At 47.4% G+C, this 17886-nt stretch carries 14 protein-coding genes and 2 pseudogenes; 7 read left to right on the top strand and 9 right to left on the bottom strand.

Annotation, left to right across the window (positions count from 1 at the left end):
• A pseudogene (locus QT990_RS20355) lies at nt 1-907 on the top strand (RNA-guided endonuclease InsQ/TnpB family protein); the annotation flags it as partial.
• 434 nt (nt 908-1341) lie between these two features.
• Here QT990_RS20355 and QT990_RS20350 read toward each other — a convergent pair.
• From QT990_RS20350 to QT990_RS20335, 4 genes are all read right to left on the bottom strand, one after another.
• Nucleotides 1342-3855 carry an MASE1 domain-containing protein gene (locus QT990_RS20350; protein ID WP_333143427.1) on the bottom strand — a complete coding sequence of 838 codons (2514 nt, stop codon included), beginning with the start codon at nt 3853-3855 and terminating at the stop codon, nt 1342-1344.
• 572 nt (nt 3856-4427) lie between these two features.
• A complete protein-coding gene (locus tag QT990_RS20345; protein WP_333143426.1) occupies nt 4428-6092 on the bottom strand; it encodes an ABC transporter substrate-binding protein in 1665 nt (554 codons plus the stop codon).
• 19 nt (nt 6093-6111) lie between these two features.
• Nucleotides 6112-6672, bottom strand: coding sequence for a hypothetical protein (locus tag QT990_RS20340; RefSeq protein WP_333143425.1), 561 nt, complete (start codon nt 6670-6672; stop codon nt 6112-6114).
• A 232-nt stretch (nt 6673-6904) separates the two neighbouring features.
• Entirely contained in the window at nt 6905-7159 is a 255-nt protein-coding gene (locus QT990_RS20335; RefSeq protein ID WP_333143424.1) for a hypothetical protein, read from the bottom strand.
• Nucleotides 7160-7210: 51 nt separating this feature from the next.
• Between QT990_RS20335 and QT990_RS20330 the strand changes: the two genes are divergently transcribed.
• Both QT990_RS20330 and fmt read left to right on the top strand, forming a co-directional pair.
• Nucleotides 7211-7792, top strand: a complete 582-nt coding sequence (locus QT990_RS20330) for a Uma2 family endonuclease (RefSeq protein ID WP_333143423.1) — start codon at nt 7211-7213, stop codon at nt 7790-7792.
• Between the two features lie 45 nt (nt 7793-7837).
• Complete coding sequence (fmt, locus tag QT990_RS20325; RefSeq protein ID WP_333143422.1) at nt 7838-8836, top strand: methionyl-tRNA formyltransferase; 999 nt, start codon at nt 7838-7840, stop codon at nt 8834-8836.
• Nucleotides 8837-8919: 83 nt separating this feature from the next.
• Here the strand turns inward: fmt and sbcD are convergent, their stop codons facing one another.
• Nucleotides 8920-10161 (bottom strand): exonuclease subunit SbcD, encoded by a 1242-nt coding sequence (gene sbcD, locus QT990_RS20320; protein WP_333143421.1) that lies wholly within the window; start codon nt 10159-10161, stop codon nt 8920-8922.
• 8 nt (nt 10162-10169) lie between these two features.
• Between sbcD and QT990_RS20315 the strand changes: the two are divergent.
• A pseudogene (locus QT990_RS20315) lies at nt 10170-10442 on the top strand (zinc ribbon domain-containing protein); the annotation flags it as partial.
• On the opposite strand, the gene QT990_RS20310 reads toward QT990_RS20315, so the two are convergent.
• Nucleotides 10425-10598 (bottom strand): hypothetical protein, encoded by a 174-nt coding sequence (locus QT990_RS20310; RefSeq protein ID WP_333105884.1) that lies wholly within the window; start codon nt 10596-10598, stop codon nt 10425-10427. The pseudogene QT990_RS20315 and the gene QT990_RS20310 sit on opposite strands and share 18 nt — an antisense overlap.
• A 713-nt stretch (nt 10599-11311) precedes the next feature.
• On the opposite strand from QT990_RS20310, the gene QT990_RS20305 reads away from it, so the two are divergent.
• On the top strand, nt 11312-13222 hold the full coding sequence (locus tag QT990_RS20305) for an ABC transporter ATP-binding protein (protein ID WP_333465684.1): 1911 nt from the start codon (nt 11312-11314) through the stop codon (nt 13220-13222).
• A 208-nt stretch (nt 13223-13430) separates the two neighbouring features.
• On the opposite strand, the gene QT990_RS20300 is transcribed toward QT990_RS20305, so the two are convergent.
• Both QT990_RS20300 and QT990_RS20295 read right to left on the bottom strand, forming a co-directional pair.
• Nucleotides 13431-14006, bottom strand: a complete 576-nt coding sequence (locus QT990_RS20300) for a Uma2 family endonuclease (RefSeq protein WP_333143419.1) — start codon at nt 14004-14006, stop codon at nt 13431-13433.
• 89 nt (nt 14007-14095) lie between these two features.
• Entirely contained in the window at nt 14096-15373 is a 1278-nt protein-coding gene (locus QT990_RS20295; RefSeq protein ID WP_333465683.1) for an ATP-dependent DNA ligase, read from the bottom strand.
• 350 nt (nt 15374-15723) lie between these two features.
• Here QT990_RS20295 and QT990_RS20290 point away from each other — a divergent pair, with 350 nt between their 5' ends.
• A complete protein-coding gene (locus QT990_RS20290; RefSeq protein ID WP_333465685.1) occupies nt 15724-16029 on the top strand; it encodes a glutaredoxin family protein in 306 nt (101 codons plus the stop codon).
• 6 nt (nt 16030-16035) lie between these two features.
• On the opposite strand, the gene QT990_RS20285 is transcribed toward QT990_RS20290, so the two are convergent.
• Entirely contained in the window at nt 16036-16194 is a 159-nt protein-coding gene (locus tag QT990_RS20285) for a hypothetical protein (RefSeq protein ID WP_333465682.1), read from the bottom strand.
• A 160-nt stretch (nt 16195-16354) separates the two neighbouring features.
• On the opposite strand from QT990_RS20285, the gene QT990_RS20280 reads away from it, so the two are divergent.
• Entirely contained in the window at nt 16355-17881 is a 1527-nt protein-coding gene (locus QT990_RS20280) for a UDP-N-acetylmuramoyl-L-alanyl-D-glutamate--2,6-diaminopimelate ligase (RefSeq protein ID WP_333465681.1), read from the top strand.
• Nucleotides 17882-17886: the final 5 nt, after the last annotated feature.

Raw genomic sequence — 17886 nt, 5'->3', positions numbered from 1 at the left:
TTCAAGCGATTAGTAGTAAACAGTTGAAGAAAGGAATTATTAAACTTTCGGGTACTGAACTTTTAATCAAAACCAAACTCAATCCCAACCAGATTTGTCAAGTTAGACTGGTTCCGAAATGTGATTCCTATGTAATTGAGGTGATTTATGATGAAGCGGAGTCTACCCTTGGCAATGCCAACTCTGTAGCTAGTATTGATTTAGGACTGGATAATTTAGTGGCGTTAACTTCAAATCAGCCGGGATTTATCCCTTTGTTGATTAACGGGCGACCATTAAAATCGATTAACCAGTTCTACAACAAACGCAAATCCCGATTACAATCCCAGTTAAAAGGGAATCGCAAAACGTCACCCCGGATGAGCGCGCTTAACTCGTTGTCGCCATCAAAAAGTTGATAATTACTTGCATCATGCTAGTCGCGTGATTGTTGACCATTTGGTAGTGAACCAAATTGGAACGCTGGTAATCGGCAAAAATGCACAGTGGAAAACCGATATCAATCTAGGTAAACAAACCAACCAAAATTTTGTCAGTATTCCTCACTCTCGATTAATTGAGATGTTAGAATACAAAGCTCGCTTGGTGGGAATTAAAGTAATTGTGCAGGAAGAATCCTACACATCGCGGGCCAACTTCGTGGGTCTAGACCCAATCCCTGTCTACGGGAAAACAGAAAAAGAGCCGATGTTTACTGGTAAGCGGATCAAGCGAGGTTTGTACAAAACATCGACTGGTCAGTTAATTAATTCTGATATCAACGCTTCGTACAACATCCTCAGAAAAGCAATCCCAAATGCCTTCAGCTTTCTTGATAGGGAGCTGCGTAGTTGGGCCAATGCGGGTCAATCCGCTCAAAGTAAAAGTGAAGGGGGAGGGACTTGAAGCCTCCCATGCCTATAAATGACTATACTTTTACCACCTATTAATCAAGTGAACTTACCCTCAAAAACTAGGTGGAACCCAAAAAACGATCGCGGACGCGGGTACTGGACAGGAAAAATTATTATTCCCATGCCAGCCGAAACGATTTCAGGACTTTTCGTATTTACTCATAAATTAATTAGGGTTATCTAACCCGCCCTAATCTTCTACCTCTATAGCAATCCTACATCATTTGTGAATTTATTACTCCCGATCGAGCGGGTTCGGGGAGGGTTGGGGTGGGGTAAAAAAAATACGACTCATTTAAGATTACTCTATATTAGAAAAACCTCGTAAAAAACTTACTTTATAATGTGATAAATTCTGGGGAAAATCTCCCTATCTGTTAGCGAAATAATCAGCCAAGTGCGGAGGCCAATAAAATTTACAGGCATAGAAAATAACTGTAAAAAAATATTATTGGTCAGACTTTTCGGTTGAGATCGAAAGGTCGGTGAAAATAGCTGGCAGCCGAATGGTAAAGGTAGAACCTTTGTCCACCTCGCTGAATGCGGTAATGTCTCCGCCCATCATTTCGCAGAATTTCTTAGTAATCGTCAGCCCCAAACCAGTGCCGCCGTACTTCTTAGTAGTTGAGGAATCGGCTTGGGTGAAAGGCTCAAAGATTTTGGCTAACTGTTCGGGACTCATGCCAATGCCGGTATCTTTGACCGTAAAAATGATCCAATCTTGAGCGGAAGATAAGAGAGACAAGCTATTTTCAGCTTTGCCACCTCCTCTATACGCTCCAAGTTTTTTGCCTTTCTTTGCAGAGTCGGCGGGGGTTTCGACGGATCGGGTAACGGCGAAGGTAATCGCGCCGGAGCAAGTAAATTTCGCGGCATTGCTGAGGATGTTGAGCAGAGACTGCCGGAGTTTAGTCAAGTCGGTCTGCATCGATCCAATATCATCGGGGCATTGTATTTCTACAATATTGCTATTTTTGTCTGCCATCGGCGCGATCGTGGCAACTACTTCCTCAACCAGAGTTGAAATGGTGAAGGTTTCGAGGTGGAAGTCTATGCGGCCTGCTTCAATTTTGGTCAAGTCGAGAATATCTTTAATCAGGTCTAGTAGGTGCTTGCCGGCCGTGTTAATTCTCTGGAGGTCGTCTATGAACTCTTCGGCACCAAGGTCTCGGGCGTCTTCTTGCAGGATCTCGCTGTAGCCGATGATGGCGTTGAGGGGGGTTCTGAGTTCGTGACTCATGTTGGCGAGAAAAATGCTTTTGGATCTATTTGCAGCTTCGGCGGCTAATGCGGCCCGGCGGAATTCTTCGGAACGCAAGCGTTCGGTGATGTCGGTAGTCATGATTAAAACGCACTGAGTGCTGCCGAGGTGGATGAGTTCCACTGACAGCAGCCAGTCGCGCACTTCGCCGGCTTTGGTGCGAATTTTGATTTCTTGGTTGCTGATCGAATTTTGTGATTGCAAAATCTGGGCGAGTCGCCCCCCGTCTTCTGAATTGACAAACATTCCTAAGTCGCTGGGAGTGCGGCCGAGAAATTCGTGCCGCAGCCAACCTAATGAGCGCAAAAAGCTTTCGTTGGCATCGAGGAAGCATCCATCTGTGAGGGTGCAGATGCTGATCCCGACTGGGGAGGCGTGAAAGGCCTTGGAAAATCTTTCTTCTGAAGAACGCAGGGCGGCTTCGGCTTGCTTTCTGTCTGTGATGTCTTGGACGGTGCTGGTGATGTAGAGGGAGGTGACGGCGGCTTGTTCGTAGACTGTGCGGTTGCTACCGTCGGGGAGTATGAGCCTGTAGTCGATGCTGTAAGGCTGTTGCTGAAATAAAGCGGCTTCGATCGAGGTTTTGACTAATTCTCTGTCTTCAGGGTGCACGTATTCCAAGAAGGCTTCCAGGCTGGGTTCAAAAGTTCCTGGTTGCTGTCCCAGGATGCGGTAAATTTCCTCTGACCACCGCAATTGCTGGGCGTTGCGGTCTAAGTCCCAGTTGCCTAGCTGGGCGATGCGTTGGGCGTTAGCGAGGCTGGCTTCGCTGGCGCGCAGGGAGGCTTCTGCTTGGTGGCGTTCGGCGACGGTGGCAGCTAAGACTAAGCCGGTGACGGCGATGACGGCGATGAAGGCTTGCAGGGATAACAGCGCTTGCGGGATACTGCTGGCGTGTTTCAGGAAGGGGCCGCTGCCTCGGGCTATACCCCAGATGGCGAAGCCACAGAGGATGAAGTTGGAGAGGGCGGTGTAGCGCTGACCGAATCGAAAGGCAGCCCAAACTACTAGGGGAAATGGTAAGTATTCGAGGGGATAGCGGGCGTAGGCGGCGCGGGTGCGGGAGCAAAAGACGAGCCAGCCGACTGCTAGTAGCAGCAGCAGCCAAATCGCTCGTTCAGCTATCTGTTGGCGATGGGTGGGGACTTTGGGCAATTGTTGCCACGTCAGTAGTAGCGGGGCGACGAGCAAAATTCCCATAGCGTCTCCCACCCACCAAGTCCCCCAAATCGTGCCAAAATCGCTCCAGCTAGATAAACCGGTCAGGCAGACGACGATGCTGCCGATGGTGGAGTTGATTAGGGTAGAGCTCAAGGCTGCTAGTCCGACTATTCCTAAAACGTCTTTGAGCCGATCGAGCCTAGCGCTAAAGTTAATGCCCTGGAGTAGATAAGTTCCCGTCCACGCTTGCAGGGTTCTGGCGCCTGCCGAGATCAATGCCGTGCCGATGTTGGCCGACGGTACGCTCATGCTGAACAGGAAGCCTCCGATCGCGATTCCCGGCCACAGTTGCCGCCCAAACAGCAGCAGGGCGACTTGGGCAATTCCTGCTGCTGGCCACATCGGGTAAATTTCTGAACTGAGGGTGAGGGTGGAAATGGCGAATTCCGACGCCCAATAGTAGACCAGGGCGATCGCGCCTACTGCGAGGAAGTACCGCCAGGGATGTCCTTTGATTGCGTTAAGGAACTTTGTCTGCATTGTCGTTTGGGGAAAAGGTGGACGGTGGTTGGGGTCTCAGGATGTGGCACGGGACAGGCACAGGGTAGAGAAAATGTTTCTATTAGGTGATGGTAGGTCATGAGTGGTAGGTACTGGGAGAAGCTTGTGAGCTAAATTTTTGTGGTGCCGTTGAGGGATCGGTTTTTTTGTTCGATCAAATCTGCCCATGAATTTCGGGAGTATCGCTTTTTTGTAAATATATCTCTAATGGCTAAGCAATTGGTTTGTAAATTTTTGGTTTTTGTTAAAAATTTATTACCGAGCGACAGCGGCTGTCTTTTTGTGTCGGGCGATCGTAACTCAATTCACCCTAACATTTTGCACTGTACTCAATAATACCTAAAATACCTAAAATACCTAAAATACCAATAACAGCGACGTAAAATCTCTGCTTTTAGGTAAGTCTGGGGCAAGAAACACGGTTTCTGATTAGAAGTGCAGGTGGTAGTGATTTTCACTAGATTTTTAACCCATTAATCGAGGCTTCAAGTCTTTCGCTCGAATACAGTGAAAGCGGATAATTTACAGCAATAAAAAATATTTTTTATTGTCTATTTCTTTTTGGCTGTTGCAATATCTAAGGTTAGTGTCAAACGCTCTTGAGATTCTTTAAGGGCGTCTTGGGGGTTGCGGCCCAGAAGGGTTGCCTCTATGGCGCGACCGAGGTTTTCTGACAGGCGGGAGTAACCTGATATAATGGGTCGCGCTCTGGCTGAGTTCATTTGTTCTAAAAATACTCGCAAAATAGGGTTTTTTTCCACAAAGCTTTGATAAGCTTGGCTCTGTCTCGATTTTAAGTTAATGGGTAAGTAACCTGTTCCCAATGCCCATGCTGTTTGGAATTCTTCACCTATAACGTATTCTAAGAATACTAGGGCTGCTCGCTCTCGTTCTGGCGAGGTTTTCATTAAAAATAGGTTTTCACCCCCTACGACGGCTGCGGGGCGTTTGAGGATGGGTAAAGGCATTGCTGCGTAGTCGATCGCACTTTGCTGCAACTGTGCTAGCGTCCACGGCCCGGTGATTTGCATAGCGACTTTCCCGGCGATGAAATTGTCGAGTTCGTAACCGCGTTCGGGTGCTGACAATATTGCTGAACCTTCTTTTAACAAGTCGCTCCACAATTCTAAGGCGGCGTGAGAACCGGGATTATCTATTTGGGGTACAGGACTTTGAGGTATTTCGCCTTTGAGTTCGCCGCCTGCGCTGAACATGAATGGCAGCCAGGTAAATACTGTCCATTCTCCTTTGCCTAGGGGGAGCACTATGCCGTGTTGGTCTGTGCGGCCGTCTCCGTTGGTATCTCGCGTGAGCGATCGGGCTACTTGCTTTAATTGGGCCCAATTGTGCGGCACTTCTTTGATTCCTGCTGCTGCAAATAAGCTGGGACGGTAAAATATGGCGACGTTATTTGTGCCTAGGGGAACTGACCAAGTGTGTCCGCCAAGTTCCATTGACTCGAAGAGGGCCGGGTCGATTTCGGCTTTCCGGGGCGATTTGTCGAGCCAGTTTTCTAAGGGTTCAATTGCGTCGAGTTCTGCTAGTTTTCCTGCAATTGAGGGGCCATTCCACAGCACATCCGGCGGTGCATTTCCAACTATTGCTGTGAGTATTTTTGGTAGTTGTTGGTCGGGCTGACCGATGTAAACTGGTTTGATCTGGATGTTGGGATGCGTTTTGTTGAATTGGTCTGTGAGGGTTTGAAATACGTCGCGATTTGGCGGAGGATTGATGCCGTGCCACAGTGTGAGTTCGATGGGTTCGCCGCTTTTTGAGGCTGGGGTTGTGCTGTTTTGACAGCCGCTTAATATTAGCAAACTTAAAGCTAGGAAAATGCAGGCTGCACGTTTGGTTTGCAGTCGATAGCGGTTTTCAAGTGAGTAGGTACACGGCAGTCCCAATGCGTGACCAATTAAGACCCAAACCCATAATAAATCTCGCTTGTCGTCGAGTATATATCCCCCTAAATCCCCCTTGAAAATGGGGACTTTGAGAATATTTCTTGTCCCTCCCTTAGTAGGGGCGGTGCCCCCGTGCCCGCCCTTGGTCAGGGGGGATCTAGACTTCGATACAAACAATAGATACGGTCGGTTTAACGTTAATTTGTCACCTTTTGGCAGTGCCTTGTTCCTACTGTATTTCAGAGAATTTAAAAATGCTGCGGTCGCATTGTGTAGCTGTCGGTAAATTGCTGTGGCGAATTGAGATAAAATCATTTTCAATAAAAGTGGATAATTACAGAGTAAAACGAGCTAAATCTCGAAAATCTGCTGGTAGCTGATTTCTCTCTCCATCCGAGGTGTTGTGAAACAAAACGGTGAAAGCTCCTGCTCCTAGTCTATCTTGCGGCCACATCCGATCGCAAGGAATTTCTGTCACGTGCGATCGATATTTTTCTAAATGAGGAACAATGACTGGCCCAAATTCGGGGAATTTGCTTAACAGCCATTCGCTGACTTGTTCATTTTCTGCCGTGGAATAAGTGCAGGTCATGTATGCAAGATAACCTTGGGGCGCTACAATTTTAGCAGAATTGGCTAAAATTCTTTTTTGGCGGTTGGCATTGCTGTTGATGGTGACATGATGAAAGCAGCCTGGTGCTTTGTCTCCTTTTGCTAAGAGTGATTGACCAGTACAAGGAGCATCCACTATTACTAAATTAGCCGTTTGTGGCATCTTTTCGGCAAGTATTTTTGAATCGGCGTTGGCGGCGGCGGATGGTTGAATTTGGCAGCGTCTTAAATTAGATATCAGCATTCCCATGCGTTTGCCTATGACTTCGTTGCACAAGAGCAATTCTGGCTTTAATGTTTTCCAGGCAAAGACACTTTTGCGTCCGGGCGGCGCACATATCTAAGATTAGTTTGATTGGCTGCGGTATTGTTAACAATGTGGAGGAGGCGAAGATTGAGGAAAAGTCGAGACAGTAAGCTGTTGTGCATTTAAATAGAATGTCAAAAAACAATCTAATTCTTGTGGGGTGGGCCTAAGAGCCAGCCCTGAATATGCAATTTAAATGCGTGACAGCTTAGTAATGTCCGGCTTGATGTAAGGAATGTTTTCCCGGTTGGGATTCTAAGGCTAGTCTAGCTACAAATTCCGGCTGCCAAGAAACGGGAATTTCGAGATTAAATGGGTTTCCTGTTGGTTTTGGTTGCAGCCACAAGATAGCAGGATTAAAAGTGTGGGGATTGGTGACGGCATGAATAAACTTTTCTTGTTCGGCGGTGTCGGCAAATAAGCTGCGGCTGAGTTTCAGCAGGAGATTCGACGGGCTTTCCATGCTCTGACAGATATGATAAGATTGAGATGAACACTAAAAACTGTAAATCCCATGATAATTCCTAGTGTAGAACAGTTAGATTTAACTTTGGAAGAATGGATGCAAAATCCTCCTGACGGGACGGAGTGGGCGGACGGTAAAGTTATAGTCAAACATCCTGTAGAATTTGTAAATGGAGAAGTAGTGGGGAAACCAGGAATGACTGCAAAAACTCGCCGCATTCAATCAAAGCTAGATTATTACTGGAGAAGTTACATGATCTCAAGCGGCCAAGGGGGCGAGGTTTATGTGGAAGTTACTTGTCAAACTATGAAAAAAGGGCGGATACCCGATGTATCTTATATTACTCCTGAACTGTTGGCGCAAGTTGGGGAGTTTTCTGTTTTGCCCCAGAGTTTTCCGCTGCTAGCTGAGATTGTTTCGCCTAGCGATTTTGCTGATGATGTTTTTGCTAATAAGGCACAGGAGTATTTAGAATCGGGATGTTTGGAAGTTTGGCTGCTGTTTCCTAAGAGTAGTTGGGTGTTAGTAATTACTCAAAGTCAGGTGGTTTTGTTCAAGCCGGGTGAGGTGGCGACAACTCAGGTTGTTTTGGCAGGATTTAGGGTGGCGGTGGATGAATTAATGGCGTAGTTTTGTTGTTATTATTATTGTACTGTACGAAATAAGTAAAAATTTATGAAAATTGTATTTTTTGGCACTCCCGATTTTGCTGTTCCTACTTTATCCAGTTTGCTGAGTCACCCAGAATTTGAGGTTGTGGGTGTGGTGACTCAGCCGGACAAACGTCGGGGAAGAGGGAATCAATTGATGCCTTCACCTGTAAAAGATGTGGCTTTAAATCACAGTCTCCCGGTTTGGCAGCCGCGCCGAATTAAGAAGGATGCGGAAACGCTTGCTAAGTTGCAGGAAGCGGAGGCGGATGTGTTTGTGGTGGTGGCTTACGGCCAAATTCTGTCTCAAGAAATTCTGGATATTCCTAGTTTGGCTTGCGTTAACGTTCACGGTTCAATTTTGCCGAAGTATCGCGGTGCCGCGCCGATTCAGCGCTGTCTTTTTGACGGGGAAAAGACAACAGGAATTACTACTATGCTGATGGATGCGGGGATGGATACTGGGGCGATGCTGTTGAAGGCTTTTGCTGGTATTTCGCTGTTGGATAATGCTGATTCTTTGGCGGATAGGTTGGCGGAAGTTGGGGCGGATTTGTTGGTGGAAACTTTGGTAAAATTGAGAGACGATAAGGTTAAAGCTGTTGTTCAAGATGATGCTGAGGCGACTTATGCGCCGATGATTAAGAGTGCGGATTATGTCCTGAATTGGTCGAAAAGTGCGATCGCCCTTCACAATCAAGTTAGGGGCTTTTTCCCGGATTGCACGACGACTTTTCGCGGCAATTCTCTGAAGGTGATAGCTACTGTACCCGTCGGGCCGGAATATTGGCTGCAAATGCCAGCGGATTTGAGAGTTTTGGAACGCGAATGGCCTGTTTTAGCCCAGTTGTCGGGCGCAAATGGGGAAGTTGTCAAGGTTGTGAAGGGGTTGGGGGCGATCGTCCAAACCGCTGATGGTTTGTTATTGTTGCGGGAGGTGCAGTTGGCGGGGAAAAAGGTGCAGTCTGGGGCGGATTTTGCCAATGGAACTCGGTTGGCGGTGGGTGAGATTTTTGGGAGTTAAATAGTATATTTAGGGCGGGCAAGATGCCCCCACTACAATATTTGACAGCCAAATCATTTTGTAATTAGATGCGCGATTCTTGACTAAAATTCAACCAAAACTTCCTCCGCACCGCCCAACAAACCCTGCGCCGCTTCCAACATACTCTCCGCAACATCTTTCAAATCTTCGCGACTTGCCAGATAAGTTTTCAAAGCTTCTAAGGGTTCTATACTATTATTAGCATTCAATTCTGGCAACCGGGGTCTCGCTAACTGACTGACTAATTCCGGTTGAATTGTGTAGCTATGCGCTTCGCCCAGAAGTGCGTGCAATTCTCCGTTGTCGATTAAATCTAATTGTTCCGATCGCAATTGGTAAATTAATCTCACAACCGCATCTTGGATTTCCTTCTTGCCAATAGCTTTAACTAACTCGGCTTGCGGGTTTTCCGATTCTGCCACATTCACTTTAATAGTCTGAAACACCCGCACTGGCAAAGTGCAAAATTCCCACTCTGCTTTCCCCCGTTCCAAATTAACTAACACAAAACCTTTATCTTCTTTCTCTTCGCTAAAATCAACTCGTTCGATACTTCCGGGGTAAATTACGGGCGGATTGTTGGAAGCATTGAGATTTTGGTGTTTGTGAACGTGGCCGAGAGCAACGTAATCAAAACAAGGGCGAGTTAGCATGGAAACGGGTATGTTAAAACCTTTGCCAACTGCTAAAAAACGTTCGGCGCCCAGACTGGCTTTATCTGCCATTAAGTGCGCTAAAAGTACGGTTGGTATGTCGGGGTTGAGGCGGCGAATTTCGCCTTCCATTGCGATCGTCAGTTTTTCGGTTAATAATTGGTTAACATCGCCCATAGACAGGCTTTCAGTCTCGGAACGTGTCATTAAGGTCGATCGAGTCAACCAAGGCAATGTTACCACCTGTACGGGCCCGCTGCGGGTTTGAATCAGGTGAGTGTCCAGGCGATCGCCTACAATAAACTTAGGTATTCCCAAAGTCCGATATATCCCCAAACTCGCGCCGCCTTGTCCCTGAGAATGTTGGTCGTGATTTCCTACCAACAAAACCGTCGGAATTTGCGCGTCAACCAAGCGGCTGAATTGGCGAGCAAAAGCCTCTTTAACAAACGGTGGAGGCGTCGAATCCGGGAAAGCATCGCCGCCGAATATGACTAAATCTACGGGTTCAGAAATTGCTCTATCCATACATTTACTCAGCGTCGCCGCGAAGTCTTCCAGCCGCGTATTTAAACCTGTTTCGGGATTAATCCGGCCGTGGGAAAAGCCGCTGCCCATGTGAATGTCTGAAAGGTGTAAGATTTTAATCATTTAAGCACGGTGGTGTTGTAGTAGACGTAACAGAAGAGTACACATCAAAAACCTGCTCAAAGTGTGGACAGGTCCATACTAAATTAGGCGGGTCTAAAGTCTTTAAATGTCCAGAGTGCGGACACACTCTGGACAGAGACAAAAACGGTGCTTTCAATATTTTGTTGAAAGCTTGGAGAGATACCTCCTTGATAGGAGAGCTTGCTGCTTTCTCTATCTTGCCATACACGGTTATTCCTGGCGAGCGTCCGGGATTTACCGGGTTAAATGTATCTGTCTAGTTGAATGGAAACTGGTTCTGGTGCTAATGCTTCCGGCCCAGGTGGCGTTGCAGTTGGCAATGCAGTTTCCTGTGTTGGTTGTGTGGGTGGTGTTTCCCCTATTAGTGATGCTGTGGGTGTTGTTGCGAGCGATACAACGAATGGTGGTGCTTGCACACCTGTTTTTATCTGTGTTAGCTTATTACTTAGAAGGGAATATGTGTCAACGATTACCGTCCGTGGTCGTTGTTCGAGAATGAGGAGCAGTTGAATGCTTCTGATTCGGGGCCGATGGTTGTTCTGGTTAAGCCATCCACTCCAGCAAAACGGAAAGCTTCAACAAAATTTACTTTTGAGGGTTTTCCAGTTCCAAGTTTTGGGGCGTTAATAACAAATTTATCGACAATCGCTAAAAATCGAGTCTAGCCTAAATTGCGTCTGGTTTCAGTTAGTTTCGACCAACTGACGATGCCGGCTCCTTTGCAACGCAGAGAGCTTTGGATTTACTGAAGGTTTCCCTAATATTGTAGTTATCTATTGGGCGAGGGCGTTAGCCCTATTGCCCGACTGATGGGGTTTTTGCTTGGATGCGATCGACCAATTGAGGAAAGTTCCGCACTAAAAGTTGAGACTATTTCAACTTGGTGACTGCTTTCGGGAAAGCAACGCTTACGCATCACACCAGGAAGCATACGCGAGCTCGCTTTCTATTTAGCTACCCTTAAACAACGAAACTCTACCTTACATCTTGCACCAGTCGAATAATCTCACATTCCATCTGCCCTGCTTGACAACAGGGGTGAAAACCCAAAGTTAATTTCTGGCTTCTCTGACTGAGGTGAAACTTCCTAATTGGTGCATTGTCTTACTTAGAGGCATCCAGCACAGCCATGATTTTTCCATTCAAAGCACGTTTGAAGAGCCAGAAGAATTCACCAAAAATGGTGCTGCCGTTAATTAACCAACATTGGTTGGTGCGGATCGTCCTGCGCTCTATTTTCTACTTCCGCCAAGATTTATGGCTGATAGTCACACTCTTGCTTTTAATCGGGGCATCGGTGCTTTTCAACCTTCTCAACGCCTGGCCGATCGCGATTCTAGTCGATACGGTTTTGTCACCAACTCCGAAATCCAACTGGATTCATACACTGTTTCTTGCCCCGTTCGGTGAAAGGACGCTGAACCGAATTTTCGGAATGGCGTTCGTCGCGATGATTATTAGAATCCTGAGCGATACCGTCTTCATGCTCCGTAGGATGTTGAACTACCGCATCCAGTACAACGGAACCTTGCGCGTTCGTACCGAACTCTACGACAAAATGCAGGCACTGAGTCTTGGTTGGCACGGCGAGCGATCGCAGGGTGACGCAATCTATCGGTTGAGCTACGACAGTCTTGGCCCGTGGGGGGTAATCGATACGCTCATCGGCTCCACGGCCGCATCGGTGACGCTGACGGCGATGATCTGGATCATGTTGTCGCGCCACGTCCTCCTCACCGTGTTTGCGCTTTCGTTCACTCCGCTTCTAATACTGGCGAATTGGTACTTCGAGGGAAGGATTAGGAGTCGAGCCCTGGAGTCGAAGCAGACCGATGCGGTGATGACCTCAACCATGCAGCAAGCTATAGAGTTGATCGGGCTAATCCAGTCCTTCGGTCGAGAAGCAACGGAGTCGCGGCGCTTCGGGCAGGCGGTCGAACGCAGCGTCAAGGCCTCCATGCGGCTCAATTGGCAAGAAAACCTCTATCCGCTAGCGGTTCAGGTAGTCTTTGCCCTGGGAAGCGGGGTAATCTTAGGCTACGGCGGATATCTAGTTTATCGCGACCAGTTCTTGCGTCCGGTACAGGGCGGCGTGACCATTGGCGATCTGCTCGTATTCATGGCGTACCTGGGGCAGTTCTGGGACCCGATAGGTTGGGTGTTGGGGTTCACGACCAAGATCCAGACGTTTGTAGCTTCATGCGATCGCGTCTTTACGGTTCTTGACGAGCCTCTCGCCATCAAAGACGCGCCTGACGCGCAATCGCTTCCCGTCTATCCCCGCACACTAGCATTTGCCGACGTGAGCTTTGAGTACAACGCTGGGCAACCCGTTTTACGGAACATCAGCGCTAGTATCGAGCCCGGTCAGATGGTAGCATTTTTGGGCCCTAGCGGGACGGGAAAGAGTACGCTGCTCAATCTTTTGCCGCGCTTCTACGACCCGACATCGGGCAGCGTCCTTCTCGACGGCTTTGACCTCCGCACCCTTAAGATTGCCGATGTCCGCAAACACATGGCGCTCGTCTCGCAAGGCAGCCCGCTTTTCCCCGGAACGATCTCCGAGAATATCGCCTACGGTCGCCCGGATGCGAGGCTCTCCGATATTCGGGAGGCGGCGGTTGAATCTGGGGCAGCCGAGTTCATCGAAACCTTGCCGGATCAGTATGATACCTCGATCGCTGAGGGCGGTCAAAACCTATCGGGGGGACAGCGACAGCGCCTAGCTATCGCGCGGGCACTCGTCACTAAGGCTCCCATACTCATCCTCGACGAACCCACGAATGCGCTGGACTTGAAGCACGAGCAGTGGGTATTAGAGACTTTGCAACGTCTACGTCGCAACAGAACCATCATCTTGGTCACGCACCGACTCGAAACTGCAGTAGACTGCGATCGGATTTTTGTGATGCAGGAGGGCGAGATTAAGGAGTCTGGCACCCACGGCGAACTCCTTACCCAGCAGGGGTTCTATTACCGAATGTTGGGCTACAACCCAGTCAGGTCAATAGGGCTTACTGATAAACCCTGCATCGAGTAGGAGTACGACATGGCGAACTTATTTCTTATCCTTTTGCTTCAATTGGTTGCCTGTCTGCCTAGTAAATTATCTTTTGGGTTAGTAGTGATGACTTCAGCCCTCCTTTAGCTTCGGCAGAAAAACTAAAGTCTTTACTAAGAACTAGGTTTAAGGTTTTTGTCCAAGTACAGACGAGAGGAGATTACTACTAAAAATATTGTTTCATACATCACAATACCATGCCGGGTACTTTTTGATAAACTTGTGCGATCTGGCAGCGAAAATCTATACTCATTAACTCTAACTCATCTCCTTGTCGGTAAATCTGAGAAACCCAATTTCCCTCAGCATTAAGCCGAAAACACTCAATTTTAATCTCAGATTGAGTGATGAGTACGTATTCTTGCAAACTCGGAGAAGTTTGGTAATCGGCAAATTTATCGCCTCTGTCGAAAGCTGCTGTTGAGGGCGACAATACCTCAACTACTAAAGATGGATATAAAATGAAATCTTCCGTAGTTGAGGTATCCCTTTCGTCGCAAGTCACCGCTACATCAGGATAGTAATAGCAATTTGCCTCTTCCAGTCGGACTTTTATATCTGATGAAAGAACTAAGCAGGAACTCTCGCGGAGATGATTGTTAAGCAAACTTGCTAAATTTACTGAAATAACAATATGAGGTTTTTTTGCCCCTGTCATTGCATAAACCTGTCCGCGTCTGTATTCGTGTTTGATCGGGCTTACTCGCTCGCCTTCTAGGTAATCTTCTGGGGAGATGTAGAAATTATTTTTGCTGATAACCATTGATTTTTACTCCGCTGATTTTATCTGATCCTATGTGTTGGAACTCACATATTTTGGGAAGGAAACGGCAGTGCCGTTTCCCTACAAATTTAACAAAACTCCAGAAATCGTGCGTGCCATAATTTGCCACTTTCCGTCAAACCCTGCGATCGCACTTTAATTTTGACATTTTTGGGGTTAGCCTCGTAGAGTCGGGCAATTTCCTGCATTTCCTCCCCGCTAAACCCGGTTCCCACTGTTCCTACTGGCACTAATTTGCCATCAATTTCTTGCGCTACTTTGACGGCGCTAAACGGCCTCCCCGCTACTTTTGTCGCCGTCAAACCCACAATAAACAAATCGTGTTCTTGACAGTATTTAGTTCTCACCATCGGATATTTTTTCACATCTTTTCCGCCGACATAGTGACAGTTGTGCAACACCCAAACTTCGCCTTCTTTGTTTTCAGATTCCTGCTGATTTGCCAGGACGAGTTTTTCGGCGGTGGTGCGAAATGTCGGTACAACTTCAAAGGCTGGGGATAAATTCGCCAGCATTTCGCCAACTTCAACTCCCGCTGCAATTCGTTCGGATTCTGCCACGGAAGTTAAATCATTGCCTTTGAAAAACAAACTTTTAAAAATGGCATAAATTGCGCTGGGCTGGATTGTCGGAAAACCGCTTTCAATATTAACTGTAGCAGCTTGTGCGCCGGTGCGGTGTTCGCTGCCCGTACAGCTTTTGTAATACAGTTCGCCGTCTAAAACAAAGGTGCCAATTTTAGCGGCTGTGTCGATTAATGTGCGATCGATCTCAATCGATGCTTGTTGCCGGAGGTTAGTCGATCGCGATTGGTAGTATACTTTATCTGGCGTCGCAATGACCACTACTCGATTGCCGTCGCGTTTTGGCTGTCCCCAATAATCGGGATTTTCGATGTAATAAGAACGTTCACTCGGCGCGTCAACCGGCTGCATGGTGACAATCCTTCCCGGCTGCAAATGCGGTGGCAATTCGGGAACTACGGGGTCATTAACAGTCTCTATTCTGGCAGCGGTAGTTGATTTTGCAGCCGCAGCAAGATTGGTGCTAGATTTGTTTGGAGTATTGAGGGCGATCGGCTTTTCTCCGGTTTCTAATTCAAACGCTCTTTTCCAAAAGCCGATCGCCATTTCCGGGTATCCTTCCGACTCGGCGCAGAGTGCAAAACCAATAACTTTTGCCGTACCGATGCCGCGCCCGTAATCAGCCAAATACTGCACGGCCCCCGCTTCTCCCATCAAGTGCAATCCTCGCGTAACGATGCGATTGTTCCAGCGTTCTCGAATGTCGGCGCTAATTTTTTTAGCTGCTTTTCGCTTGGCTTCTGCGTATTCGGTGCAGTCCATACTGCCTCCTTTATGTAGGGCTATTGATATACTATACTAAAGATTGATTTATTAGTCAAGGTTAATTTGACAATTAGGTAGTGTGAATAAATTTAACTCTTTCATTTGTGAACTAGATTTATTTTTTAACCGCAGAGGCGCAGAGGGCACAGAGGAAGAGAAGAAAGAGAGGGATGGGGTGTAGTGTTTTGATTGTCAAACGCGGTAATCTGTTCGCTGCCAATGCTAAGATAACTTCGATCGCGCATTGCGACCAATAAAGCCCTGAGTTGTGTCTTACTCGCGTTGAGTTCGCCAACTGCCGATCGCAGGTTTGATAATTTAAGATCGAGTTTAATCTTACTGTTATGATGCGATTGATTTTGTACAGCAAACCCGGATGCCACTTGTGCGAAGGGTTGCAAGAAAAACTCGAACAGATTGAAAGCCTCAATTTTCAACTCGAAGTCCGAGATATTACCGAACGCGATGACTGGTTTCAAGCTTATCAGTACGAAGTTCCTGTTTTGTTTAAAGTGCAGCCCCAACCAACAAATTCTGCTGGCGAGGCTGCATTCTCCGCTGAAGAACTGTTACCCCGCCCTTCTCCCCGCTGTAGTGTCGTCCAATTGGAGCAAATGTTACAGAAATATTTGCAAATCGATCCGTCACAATAATACGATTTACTCAGATGTTGCACCCTTGTCAAGAACGGGCTCTCCGGCCCGTTCCACAAACAATGAGTTTTCTTGTGGAACAGGCATCTTGCCTGTTCCTAAACAAGTAATTGAATGGTGCAAAATGTGAGATTTACCCAAAAACTCAGGTTTTAATCCTGACATCGGGGTACTCGGTGTGCAGCTTACTCTAGGCAGATAGATTTTACATCGCGCACCAAAAAAAATTAGGCTTTGCACCGCCCACAGCAAAAACCTGTAGAGAGTGGCTCAAAAATCGGTTCCGCCAGTCATATTCAAGACATTCAAGCGAGGAGTTTTTCAGATGAAATTGAGAGAATTATTAGCAGCAGTTCCCAGCATTTCCTTTGACGCCAAACATCCCGCCCTCGATGCCGAAGTCAAGGGTTTATCCACTAATTCCCACGCTTGTCAGGCGGGCGATTTGTTTTTGGGAATGCCGGGAACTCGGGTTGATGGGGGAGATTTTTGGCAAAGTGCGATCGAATCTGGTGCACTTGCCGCCATAATTTCCACCCAAGCAGCCGAGAAGACACCTTCCCAACCCCCCCTTGCTAAGGGGGGGCTAGAAGAGGTTCCCTGCGTCATCGCAGCAGCGGATATGGCTCAAGTTTGCGGTCAAATAGCAACTGCTTTTTACGGCAATCCAGCTAGCAAATTAAAACTTGTCGGCGTTACCGGGACTAACGGCAAAACTACAACAACTCATTTAATCGAATTTTTGCTTAATGAAATGCAGTTGCCGACGGCGATTTTCGGCACGCTTTATACTCGCTGGCCGGGATTCCAAAAAACTGCACTTTACACCACACCTTTTGCAGTTGACCTGCAAAAGCAATTAGCAGAAGCTGTAGCAGCCGGATGCAAACACGGCGTGATGGAAGTCAGTTCCCACGCTTTAGCGCAGCAGCGAGTTTTAGGGTGTAATTTTGACGTTGCTGTCTTTACAAATTTGACTCAAGACCATCTCGATTATCACCGCGATATGGAGGATTATTTTGAGGCTAAGTCGCTTTTATTTGGTTCCGATTACCTCAAAAATCGCGCTGTAATTAATATTGACGATCCCTACGGGCAGCGGATAGTTGAAAGTTTAAAGTCCGACCGAGTTTGGAGTTATAGCACTGTTCTGAAAACGGCAGATTTGTATGCTTTTGATTTGGAGTATCAGCCCAATGGAGTTAAGGGAATGCTGCACACTCCGAAGGGCGAAACGGCTTTTGTTTTGCCTTTAGTCGGTCAGTTCAATTTATCAAATATGTTGGCTGCTGTTGGTGCTGCTTTAGAATTGGGTTTAGATTTGTCCGCAATTGTGGAGAAATTATCTCAGTTTTCGGGAGTTCCGGGACGGATGGAACGGGTGCAAATTAGTCCCGACCAAGATATTAGCGTTATTGTGGATTACGCGCACACTCCAGACAGTTTGGAGAACTTGTTGAAGGCGTCGCGGCCGTTTATTCCGGGTCAGATGATTTGCGTGTTTGGCTGCGGTGGCGATCGCGATCGCACTAAGCGGCCGATCATGGGTAAAATTGTGGCAGAATTAGCCGATTTAACTGTTGTTACTTCCGACAATCCGCGCACTGAAAATCCCGATCGCATTTTGGAGGATGTTTTAGCAGGAATTCCCGCCGCAGTAAAGCCGATGGTTTTGTGCGATCGCGCCGCTGCAATTCGCACTGCTATTATGGACGCTAAACCCGGAGATGGCGTGCTGATTGCAGGAAAGGGACACGAAGATTATCAAATTTTGGGTACAGAAAAAGTCCATTTTGACGATCGAGAACAAGCGCGAGATGCCTTGAAAGCCAGAATGAATTCGGTTAACTGACTTCG

Origin of the sequence: Microcoleus sp. T3_B1, from assembly GCF_036700445.1 — a bacterium.
In the GTDB taxonomy this organism is placed as follows: domain Bacteria; phylum Cyanobacteriota; class Cyanobacteriia; order Cyanobacteriales; family Microcoleaceae; genus Microcoleus.
The sequence above is the reverse complement of the archived record's forward strand: the minus strand, read 5'-3'. Positions and strand labels throughout refer to the sequence as shown.